This is a genomic window from Sphingobium sp. (assembly GCA_035196065.1).
In the GTDB taxonomy this organism is placed as follows: domain Bacteria; phylum Pseudomonadota; class Alphaproteobacteria; order Sphingomonadales; family Sphingomonadaceae; genus Sphingorhabdus_B; species Sphingorhabdus_B rara.
Map to the genome: position 1 here is coordinate 2,132,519 of CP136575.1, position 20,531 is coordinate 2,153,049.

The 20,531-nt window shown below is 56.4% G+C and carries 19 protein-coding genes; 11 read left to right on the plus strand and 8 right to left on the minus strand.

What is annotated here, in order from left to right:
* The first annotated feature begins 57 nt into the window (after positions 1-57).
* Genes RSE16_10215 through RSE16_10225 form a run of 3 tightly spaced genes read left to right on the plus strand, consistent with a single transcriptional unit; the run spans position 58 to position 3,664 of the window.
* Complete coding sequence (locus RSE16_10215; GenBank protein ID WRH75084.1) at positions 58-2,322, plus strand: pilus assembly protein TadG-related protein; 2,265 nt, start codon at positions 58-60, stop codon at positions 2,320-2,322.
* Entirely contained in the window at positions 2,322-2,939 is a 618-nt protein-coding gene (locus RSE16_10220) for a pilus assembly protein (GenBank protein ID WRH75085.1), read from the plus strand. Before RSE16_10215 ends, RSE16_10220 begins: the two co-directional genes overlap by 1 nt.
* 11 nt (positions 2,940-2,950) lie before the next feature.
* Entirely contained in the window at positions 2,951-3,664 is a 714-nt protein-coding gene (locus tag RSE16_10225) for a TadE/TadG family type IV pilus assembly protein (GenBank protein WRH75086.1), read from the plus strand.
* Positions 3,665-3,676: 12 nt separating this feature from the next.
* Here RSE16_10225 and RSE16_10230 read toward each other — a convergent pair whose 3' ends face one another.
* The 4 genes from RSE16_10230 to eno all read right to left on the minus strand — a co-directional run bounded on the left by RSE16_10230 (position 3,677) and on the right by eno (position 7,872).
* Positions 3,677-5,044: a pyruvate dehydrogenase complex E1 component subunit beta gene (locus RSE16_10230; protein WRH75087.1), complete on the minus strand. Its 1,368-nt coding sequence runs from the start codon at positions 5,042-5,044 to the stop codon at positions 3,677-3,679.
* The gene (gene pdhA, locus RSE16_10235; protein ID WRH75088.1) at positions 5,044-6,114 is read right to left on the minus strand and encodes a pyruvate dehydrogenase (acetyl-transferring) E1 component subunit alpha; all 1,071 of its coding nucleotides are present in this window, start codon (positions 6,112-6,114) and stop codon (positions 5,044-5,046) included. Before pdhA ends, RSE16_10230 begins: the two co-directional genes overlap by 1 nt.
* A gap of 121 nt (positions 6,115-6,235) precedes the next feature.
* The gene (locus RSE16_10240) at positions 6,236-6,562 is read right to left on the minus strand and encodes a septum formation initiator family protein (protein WRH75089.1); all 327 of its coding nucleotides are present in this window, start codon (positions 6,560-6,562) and stop codon (positions 6,236-6,238) included.
* A 35-nt stretch (positions 6,563-6,597) separates the two neighbouring features.
* Complete coding sequence (eno, locus tag RSE16_10245) at positions 6,598-7,872, minus strand: phosphopyruvate hydratase (GenBank protein WRH75090.1); 1,275 nt, start codon at positions 7,870-7,872, stop codon at positions 6,598-6,600.
* A gap of 181 nt (positions 7,873-8,053) precedes the next feature.
* Between eno and RSE16_10250 the strand changes: the two genes are divergently transcribed.
* From RSE16_10250 to RSE16_10270, 5 genes are all read left to right on the plus strand, one after another.
* Positions 8,054-8,554: a hypothetical protein gene (locus tag RSE16_10250; protein WRH75091.1), complete on the plus strand. Its 501-nt coding sequence runs from the start codon at positions 8,054-8,056 to the stop codon at positions 8,552-8,554.
* 51 nt (positions 8,555-8,605) lie between these two features.
* Complete coding sequence (locus tag RSE16_10255; protein ID WRH75092.1) at positions 8,606-8,980, plus strand: phage holin family protein; 375 nt, start codon at positions 8,606-8,608, stop codon at positions 8,978-8,980.
* Complete coding sequence (locus RSE16_10260) at positions 8,973-9,287, plus strand: hypothetical protein (GenBank protein ID WRH75093.1); 315 nt, start codon at positions 8,973-8,975, stop codon at positions 9,285-9,287. The genes RSE16_10255 and RSE16_10260 overlap by 8 nt, the downstream gene beginning before the upstream one ends.
* The gene (locus RSE16_10265) at positions 9,284-9,790 is read left to right on the plus strand and encodes a hypothetical protein (GenBank protein WRH75094.1); all 507 of its coding nucleotides are present in this window, start codon (positions 9,284-9,286) and stop codon (positions 9,788-9,790) included. The genes RSE16_10260 and RSE16_10265 overlap by 4 nt, the downstream gene beginning before the upstream one ends.
* Positions 9,791-9,878: 88 nt before the next feature.
* Positions 9,879-10,106, plus strand: a complete 228-nt coding sequence (locus RSE16_10270; GenBank protein ID WRH75095.1) for a DUF4170 domain-containing protein — start codon at positions 9,879-9,881, stop codon at positions 10,104-10,106.
* 3 nt (positions 10,107-10,109) lie between these two features.
* On the opposite strand, the gene RSE16_10275 is transcribed toward RSE16_10270, so the two are convergent.
* The 4 genes from RSE16_10275 to carA form a co-directional block, all read right to left on the minus strand.
* Positions 10,110-10,751, minus strand: coding sequence for a rhomboid family intramembrane serine protease (locus RSE16_10275; protein WRH75096.1), 642 nt, complete (start codon positions 10,749-10,751; stop codon positions 10,110-10,112).
* A gap of 26 nt (positions 10,752-10,777) precedes the next feature.
* On the minus strand, positions 10,778-11,254 hold the full coding sequence (gene greA, locus RSE16_10280; GenBank protein WRH75097.1) for a transcription elongation factor GreA: 477 nt from the start codon (positions 11,252-11,254) through the stop codon (positions 10,778-10,780).
* 83 nt (positions 11,255-11,337) lie between these two features.
* Positions 11,338-14,664 carry a carbamoyl-phosphate synthase large subunit gene (gene carB / locus RSE16_10285; protein WRH75098.1) on the minus strand — a complete coding sequence of 1,109 codons (3,327 nt, stop codon included), beginning with the start codon at positions 14,662-14,664 and terminating at the stop codon, positions 11,338-11,340.
* Positions 14,665-14,668: 4 nt separating this feature from the next.
* Positions 14,669-15,826 (minus strand): glutamine-hydrolyzing carbamoyl-phosphate synthase small subunit, encoded by a 1,158-nt coding sequence (gene carA / locus RSE16_10290; protein WRH75099.1) that lies wholly within the window; start codon positions 15,824-15,826, stop codon positions 14,669-14,671.
* Positions 15,827-16,086: 260 nt separating this feature from the next.
* Between carA and RSE16_10295 the strand changes: the two genes are divergently transcribed.
* Genes RSE16_10295 through rpoD form a run of 3 tightly spaced genes read left to right on the plus strand, consistent with a single transcriptional unit; the run spans position 16,087 to position 20,469 of the window.
* Complete coding sequence (locus RSE16_10295; protein WRH75100.1) at positions 16,087-16,539, plus strand: GatB/YqeY domain-containing protein; 453 nt, start codon at positions 16,087-16,089, stop codon at positions 16,537-16,539.
* Positions 16,540-16,551: 12 nt separating this feature from the next.
* On the plus strand, positions 16,552-18,405 hold the full coding sequence (gene dnaG, locus RSE16_10300) for a DNA primase (GenBank protein WRH75101.1): 1,854 nt from the start codon (positions 16,552-16,554) through the stop codon (positions 18,403-18,405).
* A 39-nt stretch (positions 18,406-18,444) separates the two neighbouring features.
* Entirely contained in the window at positions 18,445-20,469 is a 2,025-nt protein-coding gene (gene rpoD, locus RSE16_10305) for an RNA polymerase sigma factor RpoD (GenBank protein ID WRH77342.1), read from the plus strand.
* The last annotated feature ends 62 nt before the right edge of the window (positions 20,470-20,531 follow it).

A 20,531-nucleotide genomic window follows, 5' to 3' on the forward strand; every position in this document is an offset into this window, starting at 1 on the left:
TTAGACCCTCAATGCTATATCTCGCACCCTGACTTTAGCGTTCGACAAGGATGGGGCATGCCTTCAAAACATATATCCGCGAAGAAGCGAGGGTTTCTCGCATCGTTGTGCGCAGACCAATCGGGCAATACGATTGCGATGACCGCGGCGGCTACGTTTGTATTGATGGGTATTGTCGGAAGCGCGGTCGATATGTCGCGTTCCTATGCGGTCAAATCGCGGCTCCAGTCTGCCTGCGACGCCGGCGTTTTGGCCGGGTTGAAAGTGGTCGATGGTAACTGGACCGAGGACACCGACCAAAAGGCGAGCGCTGCCGCCGAACAAATGTTCAACGCCAATTTCAAGAGTGATGCCTGGGGCGCCAAAAATGTAAACGGCAGCTTCACCCCCGAAAGCAAAACGGCAACAGCCGATGTCCCGATGACAATCATGCAATTGTTCGGTCGGGAAAAGTCCGTGATCAGCGTCGAATGCTCGGGCGAACTGCAATTACCCAATGCCGACGTCATGTTCGTCCTAGATACAACGGGATCGATGGACTCTGTCATTCCCGGAGATCCAAGCAACACACTGAAAATCGATGGACTGAGGGTCGGGGTCAACTGCTTTTACGAGATCCTCGCGCGTCAGGACAACCCGGCGGTGACGAACGCCCAGTGCGACTATGACGCCGGTGAGGAGCCGTGGAACAGCGAAATCGATGAAAGCATCCAGCTTCGCTTTGGTTTTGTACCCTATTCGCAGATGGTCAATGTCGGTCGGCTTTTACGCCCGGAAATGATGGTGGACGTTTCCAACTATCAAACGCGCGTTCCCAATATTACCACCCAGCAAACCTGGACGAATGGCACAGCAACGCCGGTTAGCTGGAACAATGATTGGACGCCTGCCGGCATTCCAGCGAGTTATTACACGCGCCAAAGCTCGACCGGCTTTACCGACCAGACCACCAATGCAGCGACTGAACAGGGTACATTGGCGCCACGCCTCACGTCCGTTACCAGTAATGCACAATGTAACAGCCAGAACAATCTTGCCGGCAGCGGTTCGCAATTGGTGGCGCTCAGCCTTTCCGGTGGATCGCTGACGACCTCGGGCGGCACAAGCTGGACGCCGGCTGCCCCGGTGCATCCCCAAGGCCAGCAGAGCGCCATTTCCACGCAATCGCAAACGATTACAGTTACGCAATGGCGCTATATTTGGGAAACGCGTTTAAGCGTGACCGGATGCTTCCTGGAACGGCGTAACCACAGCTCCACCTATTTGAGATCGCAAAGCGGGTCCTCAACCCGGCCCGTGATCTGGACCGAGCGGCAAGTTGTGTCCAGCTGGACCTATCGCCAGAACCCCGTTGATGTCAGCACCCTGAAAAATGCAAATGGGGGGTTCAATGCCGACATCACCTTGCCGTTGAACGAAACTACCATCAACAATGTTCGTCTGTCAGGCCAATCAGGTACCACCAGTATCAGGGTGATCGCGCCGCGCACGATCACATGGCATGGTTGTATCGAGGAACGTCAGACCGTCCGCGTGCCCAATGGCACAACGCCTGCGGAACATTGGAGCCCGGTTCCGGAAGACGCGCTCGACATGCGCTATGATATCGCATTCAACCAAAATAATGACGCGACGCGCTGGCGCTTTGCCCTTCGCGATCTGGTTTGGGGCCGCACGTCTGGGGGCAGCAGGACAACTGCACCGGTTGTCGGCAACGCGTCGATGGCAACCAATTTCAGCTGGGCTTGCCCGGTTCCAGCGCGCAAGCTTGATAAATACACTGCGGACGACCTGAACGGCGACAATATTTCCGACGGTGCGAAAAGCTTCGCCGATTATGTCGCCACGCTCGATCCCGGCGGGAATACCTATCACGATATCGGCCTGCTATGGGGCGCGCGCCTGCTTTCACCCAACGGGGTGTTTGGAAGCCAAAATAAAGTCGCACCCAATGGCGGCCCAATTAACCGCCACATTGTGTTTATGACCGACGGTGAAACCGTCAACAGCGCGACAAACTACACGTCCTATGGGCTTGACTGGTATGATCGCCGGCAAACCGATCCAGGGTCGGCCCCGCTGAACTCGCTGCTTCAGGCTAACAACGATGCCCGCAGCAATGCGCTGTGTACCGCGATCAAGAATGAAAATATCGAACTCTGGGTGATCTATTATGGTTACGCCGACAATGCCACCTATGCCAGGCTGAAGAACTGTGCGACCGACGATAAGCATTTCGTCGAAGCGCAAAGCACCAGCAATCTGGTAAAGGCGTTCAAGGAAATCGCCAAATCCATCGCGGATCTGCAGTTGACTTCGTGATGGCTGCAACTGCCTCGAAACCCGCGCACACCCTTGCCTTGTTAAAGGATGAACTCGGCGCGACCATCTCTGAATTTGCGGTGGTCGCCCCCGTGTTCCTTTTGATGATGATGGGTACGTTTGACGCCGCCCATACAATGTATGTCCGCGCTGTCATGCAAGGCGCAGTATATAAGGCGGCACGCGAGACTGCGTTGAAAGCGGGTCAAAAAGAATTGCAGCAAATTACGATCGACAATGAGCTGAAAGACCAGATCCGCCTGCTCGTCCCCAAAGGTGCGACAATCAATGATCCTGTCCGTTCCAGCTACAAGAATTTTGCTGATGCGGCTAAATCGGAAGGCGAACCCGTCAACGATACCGTAACTGCGAATGGCGTTTGCGATCCGGGCGAAAGGTACGAAGATCGCAACGGCAATGGCCAATATGATGCAGCAAATACCGGCCAGGGTGGTGCGCGTGATATTGTCCGCTATTCGATCACGGTCAGCTATAAAAGCTTCTTCCCGATGCCCGCTGGCCTTGGGGAGCGGGAATTGACTGCAACCTCGGTGATCGCAAACCAGCCATTTAGTGATCAGAAAACCCGTCCCGAACTCGACTGTCCAGACGATTGAGCGGTGCAATCATGACCTTTAAAGATAATAAATCAGGCCTCGTGCCGTTCGCGCAAAATCTAGCCAGCGACCGAAGCGGACTTGCGCTCACCGAATTCGCCTTTTCTCTCCCCATCATGCTCAGCCTGATGGTGGGCGGGGCCGAACTCAGCAACTATGCCGTGGTGCAAAGCACAATTTCACAGCTTGCTGTTCAGGTCGCCGACAATGCCACGCGCATCGGCACCAAGGATCCATCTCAAATTTATTATGTCGCCGAATCTCAGATCAACGACATATTGGACGGTGCTGCATTGCACGCCGGCAACCTCGACATCTATGGCACCCACCAAGAAGGCAATACAACCGTCGGTAATGGGATGATTGTCATTTCAAATGTCTCTGAAATGCTTGAAAAGACAAATGATGGCAAATCGCAATATGAAATAACCTGGCAGCGATGCCGCGGCGCTGCGGACTATGAACCGCAATATGGAAAGTTCGGCGAAGCCAGTGGCACCGAGATGCTTGAAGGCATGGGGCCTAACGGACAAAAGGCAACACCGCCTGACCGCAACACCGATATGCTATTTGTCGAAATCCATTATCGCTACCAGCCGATCTTTTTCACGCCCAACGCGATCCGCAGCTATTCGGATATCCGCATGTCCGCCTCAATGCTGGTTCGCGACAACCGCAGTTCCGATCTGCCCTCAGCCAATGCGACAGCATATGCATGCGCCTGAATCCCGGCCAGTTTAACGGCCTAGGAGTTTCCTTACACCCGCGGCAATTTTGTCCGGATTGACCAAAGTCGCCCGTTCCAGATTGGCTGCATAAGACATAGGGACATCTTCATTGGTGATGCGCACAACCGGTGCATCCAGATCATCGAAGCCATGTTCCATACAGATCGCCGCTATCTCGCTCCCGATCGAACAAGCGGGCCAACCCTCTTCTGCAACAACGAGCCGGTGTGTTTTGGCAAGGCTCGCCAAGACTGTCTCACTATCAAGCGGGCGTATCGTCCGCAGATCGATGACTTCTGCATCAATCCCCTCGGCTGACAATTTTTCAGCAGCATCCAACGCCATGCCTACACCGATCGAATAAGACACGATCGTCACATCACGGCCTTCACGCACAATGCGCGCTTTGCCGATTGGCAGGACATAATCGTCAACTGCAGGCACCTCGAAGCTGCGGCCGTAAAGCAATTCATTTTCGAGGAATACCACCGGATCCTCGCAGCGAATGGCCGCCTTGAGCAATCCCTTGGCATCAGCTGCATCATAGGGCGCAATCACGATCAGGCCCGGAACATGCGCATACCAGGGCGCGTAATTCTGACTATGCTGGGCACCAACACGCGCAGCCGCGCCATTGGGGCCACGAAACACGATCGGACAGCGCATCTGACCGCCAGACATATAGTTTGTCTTTGCGGCAGAATTGATGATGTGGTCGATCGCCTGCATGGCGAAGTTGAACGTCATGAATTCGATGATTGGACGAAGCCCACCCATCGCAGCGCCCGTGCCAATACCGGCAAAGCCATATTCGGTAATCGGCGTGTCGATCACCCGGCGCGGTCCGAATTCGTCCAGCAAGCCTTGGGTCACCTTATAGGCGCCCTGATATTCGGCGACTTCCTCTCCCATTACAAAGATGCGATCGTCACTCCGCATTTCCTCGGCCATGGCGTCGCGCAATGCTTCACGCACAGTCAGCGTAGCCATTGCTGTGTCTGCGGAGACCGCTGGTTCGACCTTCACCGGGGCAGGCGTTTCTGGCTGCAATGCCGGTTTAGGCGCATCAACGGCTTTTTTCGACGCGGCAACGATCGGGTCGGCCGTCGTCTTCGGGGCAGCGGCTTTTTCCTCACCCTCTTCCGAAATCAATGCGATCACCGTGCCAACTTTCACCCCGTCGCTGCCTTCAGCGACCAAGATCTGGGAGACAATGCCTTCGTCCACCGCTTCGAATTCCATTGTGGCCTTATCAGTTTCAATTTCAGCCAGAATATCGCCTGACGACACGCTGTCGCCTTCCTTCACGAGCCAACGGGCAAGCGTACCCTCTTCCATCGTTGGCGAAAGCGCCGGCATTTTGAGCTCGATCGCCATCAGTAATTCTCCACCAAAACGTCAGTATATAGTTCGGAAAGATCCGGTTCTGGCGCCTGTTCGGCAAATTCAGCGGACGCATTGACGATGGCGCGTATTTCCTTTTCTATTGCCTTCAGACTATCTTCGGCAACGCCCATCGCCAGCAATTCATCTTTGCAGCCATCGATGGGATCGGATTTCTCTCGCACAGCCTGAACCTCGTCGCGGCTGCGATACTTTGCTGGATCCGACATAGAGTGACCGCGATAGCGATAGGTTTTCATTTCGAGCAGGATCGGCCCTTTGCCGCTCCGGACCCAATCAAGCGCCACCTCTGCAGCTCCACGCACGGCTAGAACGTCCATGCCGTCAACCTGCAGCCCCGGGATACGGAAGGATTCGCCACGACGATATAGTTGATCCTCGGCAGAGGCGCGATTGACGCTCGTCCCCATGGCGTACTGGTTATTTTCGATCACGAAGATGATCGGCAGCTTCCACAGCTCCGCCATGTTGAAGCTTTCATACACCTGCCCCTGATTTGCGGCGCCATCGCCGAAATAGGCAAGGCACACGCCGCCGTCATTGTTATATTTGTGTGCAAAGGCGAGACCCGCGCCCAGCGAGACTTGGGCACCCACAATACCATGGCCGCCATAGAATTTATGCTCGGTCGAGAACATGTGCATCGAACCGCCCTTACCGCGTGAAATCCCCGCAGCGCGACCGGTCAATTCGGCCATGATGATGTTGGGATCAATACCATAAGCAAGCATATGGCCATGGTCGCGATATCCTGTAATCACGCTATCCTTGCCCGGTGTCAGCGCGGATTGAAGGCCGATAGCGACGGCTTCCTGACCGATATAAAGATGGCAGAACCCGCCGATCAGCCCCAGGCCATAAAGTTGGCCCGCCTTTTCTTCAAACCGGCGAATAAGCAACATCTGCCGATAGAATTCGAGCAATTCGTCACGCGTCGGCTTGAAACGCTCGGGCGCTTGCGGCCGTTCGCGATTGGCAATTGCATCGCCGGAAATCGATGCCGCCTTGCCTTTTGCTGTTTTGGGCGCTGGGGTCTTTGCCAAGGGAGTCGTCCTCTCACGGGAATCTTGATTGACGTTAGGGCAAGCGCCTAGTCAATCACTGTAGCGCTGTGAAGAACTTTCGATCAAAGTAACCCACTTGCATAGCTATGCCTGCGGGCAGTTATTTTTCGTTATTCAGCGGAATGACGATTTCATCGGGGGCAACAACGTTGAGTTCTTTGCGCATCAACTCGCCCGCAAGGTCCGGATCGACATTATCACGGTCAAGCAGCCGTTGCCGGTTGCGCAACGCATCCCGCTCTTTTTCAAGCGCTGCCAGTTCCTTGCTGCGCTCGTTGATTGCGCTTTTATAATCGGCCCAGGCCAGAATGCCGGTAGGTCCAAGCAATGCATAAGCAGCAATCAGCAACAGCGCCACCAGCGCAGATACAGTGACCAGTTTCGCCCGAAATTCATCGGGATTCGTCTTTCGCCGGGGCCGTGCCATGATTTTTCATACCATGACAGCAGTGCCTTGCGCAATCACCGGAAAATGGATCGTCCGGCGTAAATCGCGCTGGAGCCAAGTTCCTCTTCGATGCGGATCAACTGATTATATTTCGCCAACCGGTCCGAACGTGCGAGGCTTCCCGTCTTGATCTGCCCGCAATTGGTCGCGACCGCCAGGTCGGCAATCGTCGAATCCTCAGTCTCGCCCGAACGATGCGACATGACTGCCGTGTAACCCGCGCGGTGCGCCATAGACACAGCGGCCAGCGTTTCGGACAATGTGCCAATCTGGTTGACCTTTACCAAAAGCGAGTTGGCCAGTCCTTTTTCGATGCCCATTGCAAGCCGCTTCGGATTGGTGACAAACAGATCGTCGCCCACCAGTTGGACCTTGCCACCGATCATGTCCGTAACGGCCTTCCAGCCTTCGAAATCGTCTTCGGCCATACCGTCTTCGATCGATTTGATGGGATAATCTGCGCATAGATCGGCGAGATATTGCGCCATCATCTGCGGATCAAGCGACAGGCCTTCGCCGGAAATTTCATATTTTCCATCACGGAAAAACTCGGTTGCGGCGCAATCGAGCGCCAACACGACATCTTCGCCAGCCTTGAAACCCGCTTTATCGATCGACGACATGATGAAATCGAGTGCGGCACGGGTAGAGGAAAGATTGGGAGCAAACCCGCCTTCATCGCCGACCGCAGTTGCCAAGCCCTTTTCATGCAGGCCCTTTTTCAGTGTGTGGAAAATTTCCGCACCCCAGCGCACCGCCTCGGAAAGACTGTCAGCGCCTACCGGCATGATCATGAATTCCTGGAAATCGATCGGGTTGTCAGCATGTTCGCCGCCATTGATGATATTCATCATCGGCACCGGCAGAACCTTTGCGCTGACCCCGCCGACATAGCGATAGAGCGGTAGGCCACGGGCATCTGCCGCGGCCTTCGCAACCGCCAGACTGACGCCGAGGATGGCATTGGCGCCAAGGCGTGACTTGTTCTCAGTGCCATCAAGCGCGATCATCGCCGCGTCGATATCTTCCTGATCCTCCGCTTCATATTCGGTCAGCAGCGGGTCAATTTCATTCAGAACCGCCTCGACCGCCTGCTGTACGCCCTTGCCAAGATAACGCCCCTTGTCGCCATCGCGCTTTTCGACGGCTTCGTGCGCACCTGTCGATGCGCCGGAAGGGACTGCAGCGCGGCCAAGACTGCCGTCTTCAAGAAGCACATCCACCTCAACAGTGGGATTGCCGCGGCTGTCCAGAATTTCGCGGGCGTGGATATTGATGATGGCGGTCATTTCATGCTCCTGGGCAGTTTTGTTGCCGCGCCTCTAGTCGTTATCGTCCATGCATGCAATTGCCTGCACCATTATCAAGCCAACCCACCAGCCAAAAACGGAGCAAAATTTTGCTGCTTTAGTTGACTAAAGCACCTTCCATCCCAATATTGGGTAGATTGTCCCGCAAAGGAGGATGAACATGCCCACTCCCAAGAAACCAGCGACAGCATCCAAAGCCGAAAAATCGGCCAAGCCTGCGCCACGAAAAACTGCAAAGCCTAAGGCGGCTGCGGCAAAGACACCCGCAAAAACAAAGCCCAACCGCGGCAAGGTGGAGGGTGAAACCATGACCGGCGTGAAAAATGAATTTGCCAATCTGAAAGGCAAGGCAGGCGATCGCGCCCGTGAAGCCGCCGACCGCGGAAAGGAAAAGGCGAGCGAGGCGCTTGGTGGCATCGGCAAGATCCTGCGCGACAGCGCCGGCACCATCGATGAAAAGGTCGGCGCTGAATATGGCGAATATGCCCGCAAGGCAGCTGACGCGGTCGATGAATTTGCCGGCAAGCTTGATGCCAAGCAGGTCGACGATATGGTCGAAGATACGCGGCAGTTCGTTCGCAAAAGCCCTGCTGTTGCCATCGGCGCGGCTGCTGCGATCGGCTTTGTTTTGGCGCGGCTCGTTCGTTCGGGCCGCGGCTGAAGCCAAAAGCGCTTCACCTGACCCTGCAACGCCGTTAATGGCGTGGAAGTCATGGAAAAAAACGCCCCCCCTGCCGATGTGACAGAAGGCGAGGTTATCTCGCCGCTGGGGCAAGTGCGCAACCTGATTGAGGAAGTTCGCGCGCTTGCAGAGGTAGAGGTTGACTATGTCAAGGCGCGTATCAGCTACAGCGGCGGCATTCTCCGTAAAGCCGGGCTATTCGCGTTGCTTGCACTGTTGTTTCTTTCCAGTGCGGTGATCGCCCTTATCATTGGCCTGCTCCTGATTGCGGCCAGCTATTGGGGCCCGATCGTCGCCACGCTGTTAGTCGTCGCCTTGTTTGCGGCTGCCGCCCTTGGTGCAGCGCTCTATGCTCGAAACACCGCGCGAAAACTTAAGTTCGAAGAAGATGCGGGCCATGGCTGATTCAGATCGAGAAATCGTGCGGGAATTGGATCAGGCTCGAAAGGCGATGCGTTCCTCGGTCCTTGCAGATGTGCAGCAGGCGCGACATGACCTTCAGCCTCGCGTGATTGCAGCCCGTTGGGCGGAACGGCAATTGAACCGCGCCGCAAGGGGTAAGGCCAATGCCGCGCAAACAATAACAAATAATGCGCCTGCAATCGGCGCCGGTATCGCGGCGGTCTTGTTATTCGCCGCACGCAAACCCATTTGGAAATTGTTCCAGCGCCTCGGCAACCGGCGCCTCCCAAGCAAGGATGATGTGCAATGAGCAAGATCGGTGATAATCTGAAGTCTGCTACTGGCGCTGCGAAGGAAAATCTTGCGGCTGCAAGCGAAAAAGCACGCGAAGCGGGCTCAGCCGCGCGGCGTTCGGCAACGAACGCAGCTGAAAAGGGCAAAGCCGCCGCTGCACGAAGCGCTGAGAAATCGCGCCAACTGGCCAAAAAGGCAGGCAAGGCATCAAGCGAAGGCATCGACAAAAACCCTCTGGCCATTGTCGCCGGGGGCCTTGCGCTTGGCGCAATTGTCGGAATGCTGCTTCCCAAAACCGAGCGCGAGGCCAAGGTTCTGGGTAAGGCCGGTAAGAAGATCAACGAAACTGCCAAACGCGCCGTTGACGCGGCAAAGGATGCTGGCAAGGAGAAGGTGAGCGAAGTCGGCCTTGATGGCGATGCCATGCGCGCGCAGTTTCGCGATCTGGTTGGCAAGGCCACCGAGGCGGTCAAAGCTGCCGGTAAGGCGGCCGCAGAGGAAGCGCGCAAACGCGGCTGAGATTGGGACTGGTTTTTGCTAGGCATTGCCGCTAATGGCGCCGCCAAGCCACACCGGCATCTCCCTATCAACCAAGGAATTGGCAGCAATGGCTGAGGCAAAACTGCATCTTGTTTTCGGCGGCCGCGTCAGCGATCCGCAAACTCTCGATTTCAAGGAACTCGACAAGCTCGACGTCGTCGGAATCTTTCCCAACTATAACGAAGCTGAAGAAGCTTGGCGCGCCGCCGCACAGCGGACCGTTGACGACGCCGAAATGCGCTATGTCGTCGTCCATCTGCATAAATTGCTGGACCCCGACCATCCCAGCAGCTGACGATCAGGCGTTGCGATAGCGCCAGTTGAGCAGCGGCCAGGTCAAGATAAGACCGGCGACAAACCCGCCAATATGCGCCCAGATGGCAATGTTCAGGCCTATGCCCGGGCCTGCAAAGCCGAGCATTAGGTTGAATGCCACCCAGCCGACCAGCAATTGCCCGGCATGAACCAATTTTCCGGGGATCGCCCCCCAATTGCGAGGGCGATTACGCGGGAAGAGCATCATATGAGCGGCGAACAAGGCCGATATCGCACCGCTTGCTCCAACGACGGGCAGCGGCGATTGCGGATTGGCAGCAACTTCTGCGGCGGCGGCGGCGGCAATGCCTGCTGCGTAAAGCAGAGCATAGGCCTTGCTACCAAGCACGCGCTCGATATTCGCACCAACCATCAACAGCATCAGCATGTTGAGCGATACGTGTAATATGCCGCCATGGAGAAATGCTGAACTGATCGGAGTGAGCCACACGGGCAAAACAAAGCCGACGTCGCCCAATATGGCGTCACCCAGCGTGAACCTTGCCGGGATCAATGCCCCTGCAATCGTAACAGCCGAATAAAGACCCGGAATAAGGACGACCAAAGCCAGCGCGATATTCACGCCTGCGATAAATTTGGTGACTGGTCCGGCAGTTGCGCGCATCGCCTGTTACTGCCTGATTAGGCTGATCAAATAAACTCGATCTTCTCGACGAGGTAATATTTGTCGCCAGATGGAACCGTAACCTCAATCTCTTCTTCGACCTGACGGCTGATCAAGGCACGACCGAGCGGCGAGTTATAGCTTATCCGGCCCTTTTTGGCATCAGCCTCGGCTTCGCCAACAAGCTGGTAACGCACGGGCTTATCATCTTCATCGATCAACGTCACCGTTGCGCCGAAAACAATCTTGTCTCCAGACAGGGTGGTCGGATCGATGATCTGGGCACGGCTGATCTTGTCTTCCAGATCGGAGATCGATGCCTCAACCTGGCCCTGGCGTTCCTTAGCCGCGTGATACTCGGCATTTTCCGAAAGATCGCCATGCGCACGCGCTTCTTCAATCGCCTCGACGATTTGCGGGCGCTCCTCACGTAGCCGCTTGAGATCTGATGTCAGCTTCTCAAAGCCCTCTGCCAGCATCGGCACTTTATCCATCGTAGCCATGCGTTTACATGTCCTTCGCAGTCAAAACGTCCTTGAGGGCTGGAAGGCCAGCCCGCAAATTTTCAGCATTAGGGGAAGTGCTGTCAGACCTTATGATAGTCTTGAAGTGGGCAAACTTCAAGTTTTCTCATACGCAGCGCCTCAATGGCCTGTGTTGCAGCGATGGAAGCGCTTGCCGTGGTGAAGTAACTTACCTTGTTCATCAGTGCCGATCGGCGGATGTCTTCGCTGTCTTTCAACGACTGCCAACCCTCGGTCGTGTTGAACACAAGGGCGATTTCGCCGTCGATGATTTTGTCGACAATATGCGGACGACCCTCGGCCACCTTGTTCACACGCTCGACGTTGATGCCCTGTTCAGCGAGATAGTCAGCCGTGCCGCCGGTTGCGCAGACGGTAAAGCCAAGCTCGATCACCTTTTGCACCGCAGCCACGATATGGGGCTTGTCGCTATCCTTTACGGAAACAAACAGCTTGCCCGATTGCGGCAGGACGACCCCTGCCCCCAGCTGCGCCTTGGCAAAGGCCGTTGCAAAATCACGGTCAATTCCCATAACTTCGCCGGTGGACTTCATCTCGGGGCTTAGTACCGGATCGACACCCTGGAACCGGGCGAACGGGAAAACTGCCTCTTTGACCGCAATATAATCGATGTCGAGATCAATGGCGGGCAGGTCTTTCAGCTTTTCGCCTGCCATCACGCGCGCCGCAATCTTCGCAATCGGCGCGCCAATCGCCTTGGCAACAAAAGGAACCGTACGTGAGGCGCGTGGATTGACCTCGATCAGATAGACCGAACCGTCCTTGACCGCGAACTGTGCGTTCATCAGGCCTTTGACCTTCAGATTGCGCGCCAGCAATTCCGCTTGACGGCGTATTTCGGCAATGATCGCATCGGGCAGGCTATAAGGCGGCAAGGTACAGGCGGAATCGCCGCTATGGACCCCCGCTTCCTCGATATGCTGCAAGATGCCAGCCACAACGACATCATCACCATCGGCGACACAATCGACATCAACCTCAATGGCATCGCGCAGATAGCGGTCGATCAAGACCGGGCTATCGCCGGAAACGCGCACGGCGGTTTCGATATAGTTTTCGAGTTGCGCCTGCGTGTCGACAATCTCCATCGCCCGGCCACCAAGCACATAGCTGGGGCGCATCAACACCGGATAGCCGATGCTATCGGCGACTTTGATTGCCTCTTCACGGCTACGCGCAATGCCGTTTTCGGGCTGTTTCAGCTTCAGCTTGTTGATCAGCGCGGCAAAACGCTCACGATCTTCGGCAAGATCGATCGCATCGGGCGAGGTACCGAGTATCGGAATACCAGCCTCTTCAAGCGCCTTTGCAAGGTTCAGCGGGGTCTGCCCGCCAAATTGCACGATCACGCCCTTCAACTTACCGCGCTGCTGCTCGACATGCAGGATTTCGAGCACATCTTCTGCGGTCAGCGGCTCGAAATAGAGGCGGTCGGACGTGTCATAATCGGTTGAAACCGTTTCCGGATTGCAGTTGACCATGATCGTCTCATAGCCAGCTTCCTCCAGTGCGAAGCAGGCATGGACGCAGCAATAGTCAAACTCGATCCCCTGCCCAATGCGGTTCGGGCCACCACCAAGGATGACAACCTTTTCGCGGTCCGAAGGCTGTGCCTCACATTCAGGCGCTCCAAAGATCGGCGCTTCATAGGTCGAATACATATAAGGCGTCTTCGCCTCGAACTCCGCCGCGCAGGTATCGATCCGCTTGAACACGGGGCGCACGCCCAGCTTGTGACGGGCCTTGCGCACCTCTGCCTCGGTAATTCCGCCTGTCATGGCGACAATGGCGTCGCGGATCAGGCCCGAACCGTGACGGATCGCGCTTTCCATGCCCGGGCGGACATGCGCAGATTCCAGTGCGAGGAAGGCAAGCCGCTTATCCGAAAAGCCCATGGATTTCAGGCGGCGCATTCCTTCGGCATCCTGCGGGATGCCATTGGTCTTCACCTCTTCCTCGGCTGCGATGATTTCGGCCATGCGTTCAAGGAACCAGGGATCGAATTTGGAATATTGGTGCACTTCGGCAACCGACATGCCTTCGCGCAAAGCTTGCGCCGCGACAAGCAAGCGGTCGGGCGTCGCACGGGTCAGCGCGGCGGCCATCTCATCCTTGGAGGCACCCTTCAGCGCATCGACATAATTGAAGCCCGAAAGTCCGGTTTCAAGGCCGCGCAGCGCCTTTTGCATGCTTTCATGGATGTTCCGGCCGATGGCCATGACCTCGCCGACCGATTTCATCGCGGTCGAGAGAATCGCTTCCGAACCCTTGAATTTTTCAAAGGCGAAACGCGGTATCTTGGTGACGACATAATCGATCGTCGGTTCAAAACTGGCGGGCGTTGCGCCGGTAATATCATTCTCGATCTCGTCGAGCGTATAGCCAACCGCCAGCTTTGCTGCGACCTTGGCAATCGGGAAGCCGGTGGCCTTGGATGCGAGCGCAGATGAACGCGACACGCGCGGGTTCATCTCGATCACGATCAACCGGCCATCCGCGGGATTGACTGCGAACTGTACGTTCGAACCACCTGTTTCAACGCCAATTTCACGCAACGTCGCGATGCTCGCGTTGCGCATGATCTGATATTCCTTGTCGGTCAGCGTCAGCGCAGGCGCGACAGTGATCGAATCGCCGGTATGCACACCCATTGGATCGACATTTTCGATCGAGCAGATGATGATGGCATTGTCCTTTTTATCGCGGACAACCTCCATCTCATATTCTTTCCAACCCAAAAGCGATTCTTCGATCAGCACCTCGGTCGTCGGGCTGGCATCAAGCCCGCCGGTAACGATCTGGATAAACTCTTCCCGGTTATAGGCAACGCCGCCGCCGGTGCCGCCCAACGTGAAACTGGGACGGATGATTGACGGAAGGCCGGTGCGTTCGAGCACAGCCAGCGCCTCTTCCACCGTATGCGCAATGCCTGAACGCGCGCTTTCCAGCCCGATCTTGTCCATCGCATTGCGGAATTTGATGCGGTCCTCGGCCTTGTCGATCGCCTCTGCATCGGCGCCAATCATCTGGCAGCCATATTTGGCAAGCGTGCCATCGTTGAACAGGGCGAGCGCGGTGTTGAGCGCAGTCTGCCCACCCATTGTCGGCAATACCGCGTCAGGCCGTTCTTTCTCGATGATCCGAGCGACGATTTCGGGCGTGATCGGCTCGATATAGGTCGCGTCGGCCATGTCCGGATCGGTCATGATCGTAGCCGGATTCGAATTGACGAGGATGATGCGATAGCCCTCCTCGCGCAGCGCCTTGCACGCCTGCGTACCCGAATAGTCAAATTCGCACGCCTGCCCGATGACGATAGGGCCAGCGCCGATGATGAGGATGGATTGAATGTCAGTGCGTTTGGGCATAAAATTAACTCATCATCCCTGCAAATTTCTCAAAGAGATAATGGCTGTCCTGCGGGCCGGGGCTCGCTTCGGGGTGGTATTGCACGGCAAAGGCGGGTTGGTCGGTCAGTTCGAAACCGCAATTGCTGTCGTCAAAAAGGCTGGTGTGCGTTGCGCGTGCGTTGGCTGGCAATGTTTCTACATCCACAGCGAAACCATGGTTCATTGATGTGATCTCGACCGCGCCATCGGACAGGCGCTTAACCGGATGGTTGGCGCCGCGATGCCCTTGATGCATCTTTTCGGTCTTCGCACCCACGGCGAGGGCGAGCATTTGGTGGCCAAGGCAGATGCCGAACACCGGCTTTTTCGTCTCCAGCCATTGGCGGATCACAGGCACGGCATATTCGCCGGTCGCCGCCGGATCGCCGGGTCCGTTCGAAAGGAACAGCCCGTCGGGCTGGTGCGCCATGATCTCTTCAAAACTGGCGGTGGCGGGCACGACAGTCACGTCGCAGCCGGTGTCGACCAGATTGCGCAATATGTTGCGCTTGATACCATAATCCAGGGCGACAACCTTCTTGCGGCCCTTGGCAGGCGTGACATAGCCTTGGCCCAATGCCCAAAGACCCGCGTCCCAGCCATAGGTCTGCAGCGTCGTTACATCCTTGGCGAGGTCGAGCCCTTCCAGCCCTGACCATGCATTTGCCTGGGCGAGCAAGGCGGGAATATCGAACGTGCCGTCGGCGCTATGGGCAATCACCGCGTTGGGCGCGCCTTTCGTGCGGATCAGCCGGGTAAGCGCGCGGGTATCGATGCCCGAAAGCCCGATCCGGCCATTGGCTGTCATCCAGTCGCGAAAATGTTGTGTGCTGCGGAAATTGGAAGGGCCGGTGACATCCTGACGAACGATTGCGCCCAGCGCATGCGGGTTGTTCGCCTCAATATCCTCAGGATTTGTGCCGACATTGCCGATATGCGGAAAGGTGAAGTTGATGATCTGCCCGGCATAGCTGGGATCGGTCATCACTTCCTGATAGCCTGTCATTGCGGTGTTAAAGCAGACTTCGCCAACCGCGCTGCCTTCTGCACCAAAGCCCCTGCCCCAGATCAGATCGCCACTTGCCAAAACCAATACGCCTGTCGCTCCGGTGGGCGCGCGCGTAGTGGTAGGGTCAGCCATGGTGGCGTCCTTTTTCAATAGAGTTTCTGGCGATGTCGCTAAGGCACCGCGCCTAGAGGCGGATTCCCACTACGTCAATGCCAAGCTTCGCGTTTCCACAGCTAAAACCAGACCCGTGCCGCCATGAACGTGTTTCGCGGTGCATTTTGCCTTTCTTGCTCTGGCTGTGCTGCACAATGGACGCTGAAACAAGTTCAGCATGACGTTGCGCTGATGTTTGGCTATTGCCTCTATCATTCACATTGAACCCGAGAGAAACCATGATTCGAGAAGACCTAAAGGCCGCCCAGATCGCCTCAATGAAGGCAGGCGAGAAGGAAAAGCTCGCCGCGGTGCGCCTGATCCTTGCCAAGCTGAAAGACCGTGACATCGAACTGCGCACACAATCCGCCCCGGCAGATGACGATGCCGTGGTCGTCGAAGTGTTGCAGAAAATGGTGAAACAGCGGCGTGAATCCATCGCCCTTTACGAACAGGGCGGGCGGCAAGAACTGGCCGATCAGGAAAAAAGCGAGCTTGCCGTTATCGAAGGCTTCCTTCCCGCGCAGATGAGCGAAGAGGAAACCAACGCCGCGATCGAGGCGATCAAGGCTGAACTGGGCGCTAGCAGCGTGAAGGATATGGGCCGGGTGATGGCCGAACTGAAAGCCCGCCATGCCGCTAGCCTCGACATGAGCAAGGCGAGCGCGCTGGTGAAGGCAGCGCTTAGCTGACATAAGGGCTGAATGACCCTCACCCCGCAATGGCTTGATGAACTGCGCGCGCGGACAACGCTGTCCGCGTTGCTAGGCCGCAGCATGAAGCTGACCAAGGCGGGACGCGAATATAAGGGCTGCTGCCCATTCCATAATGAGAAAACCCCCAGTTTTTACGTCAATGACGAAAAAGGCTTTTATCACTGCTTTGGTTGTTCGGCGCATGGCGATGCGATCCGCTGGATGACCGACCAGCGCGGCCTATCCTTCATGGATGCGGTCAAGGAACTAGCCGAGGGTGCGGGGATGCAATTGCCGGCGCCTGACCCGAAGGCCGCGGCAAAAGCGGAGCGGGCGAACAGTCTGTATGACGTCATGGCGGCGGCCCAACAATGGTTTGTCACCCAATATCAGGGGCTCGAAGGCGCAGCTGCGCGTGCCTATTGCGAACGGCGCGGGCTATCGGCTGAAACAATCAAAACCTTTGGAATAGGTTTTGCCCCAGACAGTCGTGGCAAGCTGAAAGACGCGCTCAAGCAGTTTGGCGAAGACAAGCTTGTCGAAGCAGGTCTGTTGATTTCGGTGGATGGCAAAGACCCTTATGATCGCTTTCGCGGCCGACTGATGATCCCTATCCGCGATCCACGCGGCCGTGTAATTGCCTTTGGCGGCCGCATATTGGGCGCGGGCGAGCCTAAATATCTGAACTCGCCCGACACGCCTTTGTTCGACAAGGGACGCACCCTTTACAATCTCGACAGGGCATCAGCGGCCTCGCGGGCTTCGGGGCGCGTGATCGTTGTCGAAGGCTATATGGACGTAATCGCATTGGCGCAGGCCGGCTTTGAAGAAGCTGTTGCGCCGCTGGGGACCGCGCTTACCGAGCAGCAAATCGCAATGTTGTGGCGGATGGTGCCCAAACCCTTGCTATGTTTTGATGGCGATTCCGCAGGACAGAAAGCATCATTTCGTGCAGCGGAACGTGCGCTTGGCGGCCTGAAACCGGGGAATAGCCTCGAATTTGTGACCCTGCCCGAGGGCCAGGACCCCGACGATGTAGTCCGTTCGGCAGGACCGCGCGCCTTTGCCGACCTGATCGACCAGAGCGAACCACTGGTCGATCGTGTCTGGAAAACCGAACTGGCGGCAGCACCGGTATCTACACCCGAAGACCGGGCAGGCCTTAAACAAAGGCTTGGCGTACATTTGGCCGCGATTGCCGATGGCGAAATCCGCCATCACTATGCGGAGGCATTTCGCGAACGCTTCGACATGCTATTCCGCCGCGCGACGCCCAACTTTGCGCCCTCTGCGCCGCGAAAGGGCCCATGGCGGCCGAATACACCTCCCCCGGCCTCTGCTGAGGCAAAGGCAATCGGACATCAGGGACCGGATCTTCTCTTTCCAGCAATTCTTGCCGCACTGCTGCGAGACCCTGCGCAAATATTGCGCCATCAGGAAGTATTGGCGGGCTTTACACCGCGCGATCCCGGCCATGCGCGACTGCTTTCGGCCATGCTCGATTGCGCCCTATCGCGCCCCGCCAAAGAAATGCTTGATAGTACAGCCTTGCTTACCATATTAGGAGCAGATCTGTATAATATGGCTCAAGCCTTGTTACAGGGTAGCGGAACGGCCTTTGGGTTTAACCGTTTATCGCGTGACGAGGAATTGGCTGGGGCTGCGGCGACCAGTCAACTGGATGAAGCGATCCGGTTGATGAAGCAGCGGCCCGAGTTGGAAGCGGCACTGCAAAGGGCAACCGAATTGGCGAGCACTGATCTCAATGAAGCCAATTACGCCGAACAGCAAAGGCTGCGCCAGGAAAAGCAGGATTTTGACGCTCGTCTCGCTGCGCTTCTGCAGCGCGAGGATGCGATTTGAATATGACGGGGAAAAGATAAATTGGCTACGCAACCCGAAATGGAAGATGGCGCTGGCGGCGATGCCCCACTGATCGATCTGAACGATGCACAGGTAAAGAAGCTGCTCGCAAAGGCCAAGCGTCGCGGCTACCTTACCTATGACGAGTTGAATGAAGCTTTGCCGCAGGACCAGATGTCGTCCGAACAGATTGAAGACGTTATGTCTGCGATCAACGACATGGGCGTGCAGATTGTTGAAAGCGACGAAGCTGGCGACGATGCCGATGACCGTGAAGAAGACGATGCTGACGCCGAAGCTGTAGAGCATATCGGCGAAAATGATCCGCGTTCGCTGACCTCGACAGTCAAAAAGACCGGCACCGGCGACCGTACCGATGACCCTGTGCGCATGTATCTGCGCGAAATGGGTGCAGTCGAATTGCTCTCGCGCGAAGGCGAAATCGCGATTGCCAAGCGTATTGAGGCCGGCCGCGACACGATGATCCTTGGGCTTTGCGAAAGCCCGATCACCTTCCACGCGATTATCGAATGGTCTAACGCGCTGAATAATGGCGAAATGCAGCTGCGCGAGATACTCGATCTTGATGCCATGCTCTCCAAAGAGCCCGCACCCGAAAGCCTGACCGAAGACGGTGAGGAAGAAGATGACGATGGCGAAATCAGCGAGAAGACAGCTGGTCCTTCCTATAAGGAAGAAGAAGATATTGAAGAAGAGCCGAGCGCGTCTGGCGACGAGGATGATGACGACTATACCGAGCGTCGCACCCGTCCTGTAGAAGAGGATGAGGAAGACAACACCCTCAGCCTCGCGCAGATGGAAGAGGCGTTGAAGCCTGCTGCGCTGGAACGCTTCGCCAAGATCGCGAGCCTGTTCAAGCAGTTTTCGAAGACCCAGAGCGACCGCATGATAGCCATGGCTTCAAGCGGAGAGTTTCCCAAAGCTTCGGAAAACAAATATCAGAAATTGCGCGAAGACCTGACGGCGGAAGTCGAGAGCGTGCAGTTTCATGCCAACAAGATCGAGTATCTGGTCGATCAGCTATATTCGTTCAACCGCCGCCTGACCGCACTTGGCGGCCAGATGTTGCGCCTTGCAGAGCGTCATAAGGTTCCGCGTAAGGATTTCCTCGACCGCTATATGGGCCATGAGCTTGACGAAGGCTGGCTGGAAAGCGTTGCGGCGCTCGACAAGAAATGGGCGAAGTTTGCCGAGAATGAGATCGACTCCGTAGAGCGCATCCGCAGCGAAATCGCCGATATTGCTGCGAATACCGGCATGAGCCTCAACGAATTCCGCCGAATCGTGAACATGGTGCAGAAGGGCGAGCGTGAGGCACGGATCGCGAAAAAGGAAATGGTCGAGGCAAATCTGCGTCTCGTGATTTCGATCGCAAAGAAGTACACGAACCGCGGTCTACAGTTCCTTGACCTCATTCAGGAAGGCAATATTGGCCTGATGAAGGCGGTCGACAAGTTCGAATATCGCCGCGGCTACAAGTTCAGCACTTATGCAACCTGGTGGATCCGGCAGGCGATCACCCGCTCGATCGCCGATCAGGCGCGGACTATCCGTATTCCGGTGCACATGATCGAAACGATCAACAAGCTGGTGCGGTGCAGCCGCCAATTCCTTCACGAGCAGGGCCGCGAACCCACGCCAGAGGAAATGGCCGAGCGTCTTTCCATGCCGCTGGAAAAGGTTCGCAAGGTGATGAAGATCGCCAAAGAACCGATCAGCCTTGAAACGCCAATTGGCGATGAGGAAGATTCGCACCTCGGTGATTTCATCGAAGACAAAAATGCGATCATTCCGGTCGATGCTGCGATCCAGGCGAACCTGAAGGAAACGGTCACCCGCGTCCTTGCCAGCCTGACACCCCGCGAAGAGCGCGTGCTGCGGATGCGCTTCGGCATCGGCATGAATACCGACCATACGCTTGAAGAAGTAGGTCAGCAATTCAGCGTTACCCGCGAACGTATTCGCCAGATTGAGGCCAAGGCATTGAGAAAGCTCAAGCATCCTAGCCGCAGTCGCAAGATGCGCTCCTTCCTCGATCAGTAAAAGAAATTGCGGGCCCTTCGGGGCCCGTAAACGTTCCATTTACGCTCTATCTGCTAAACCAT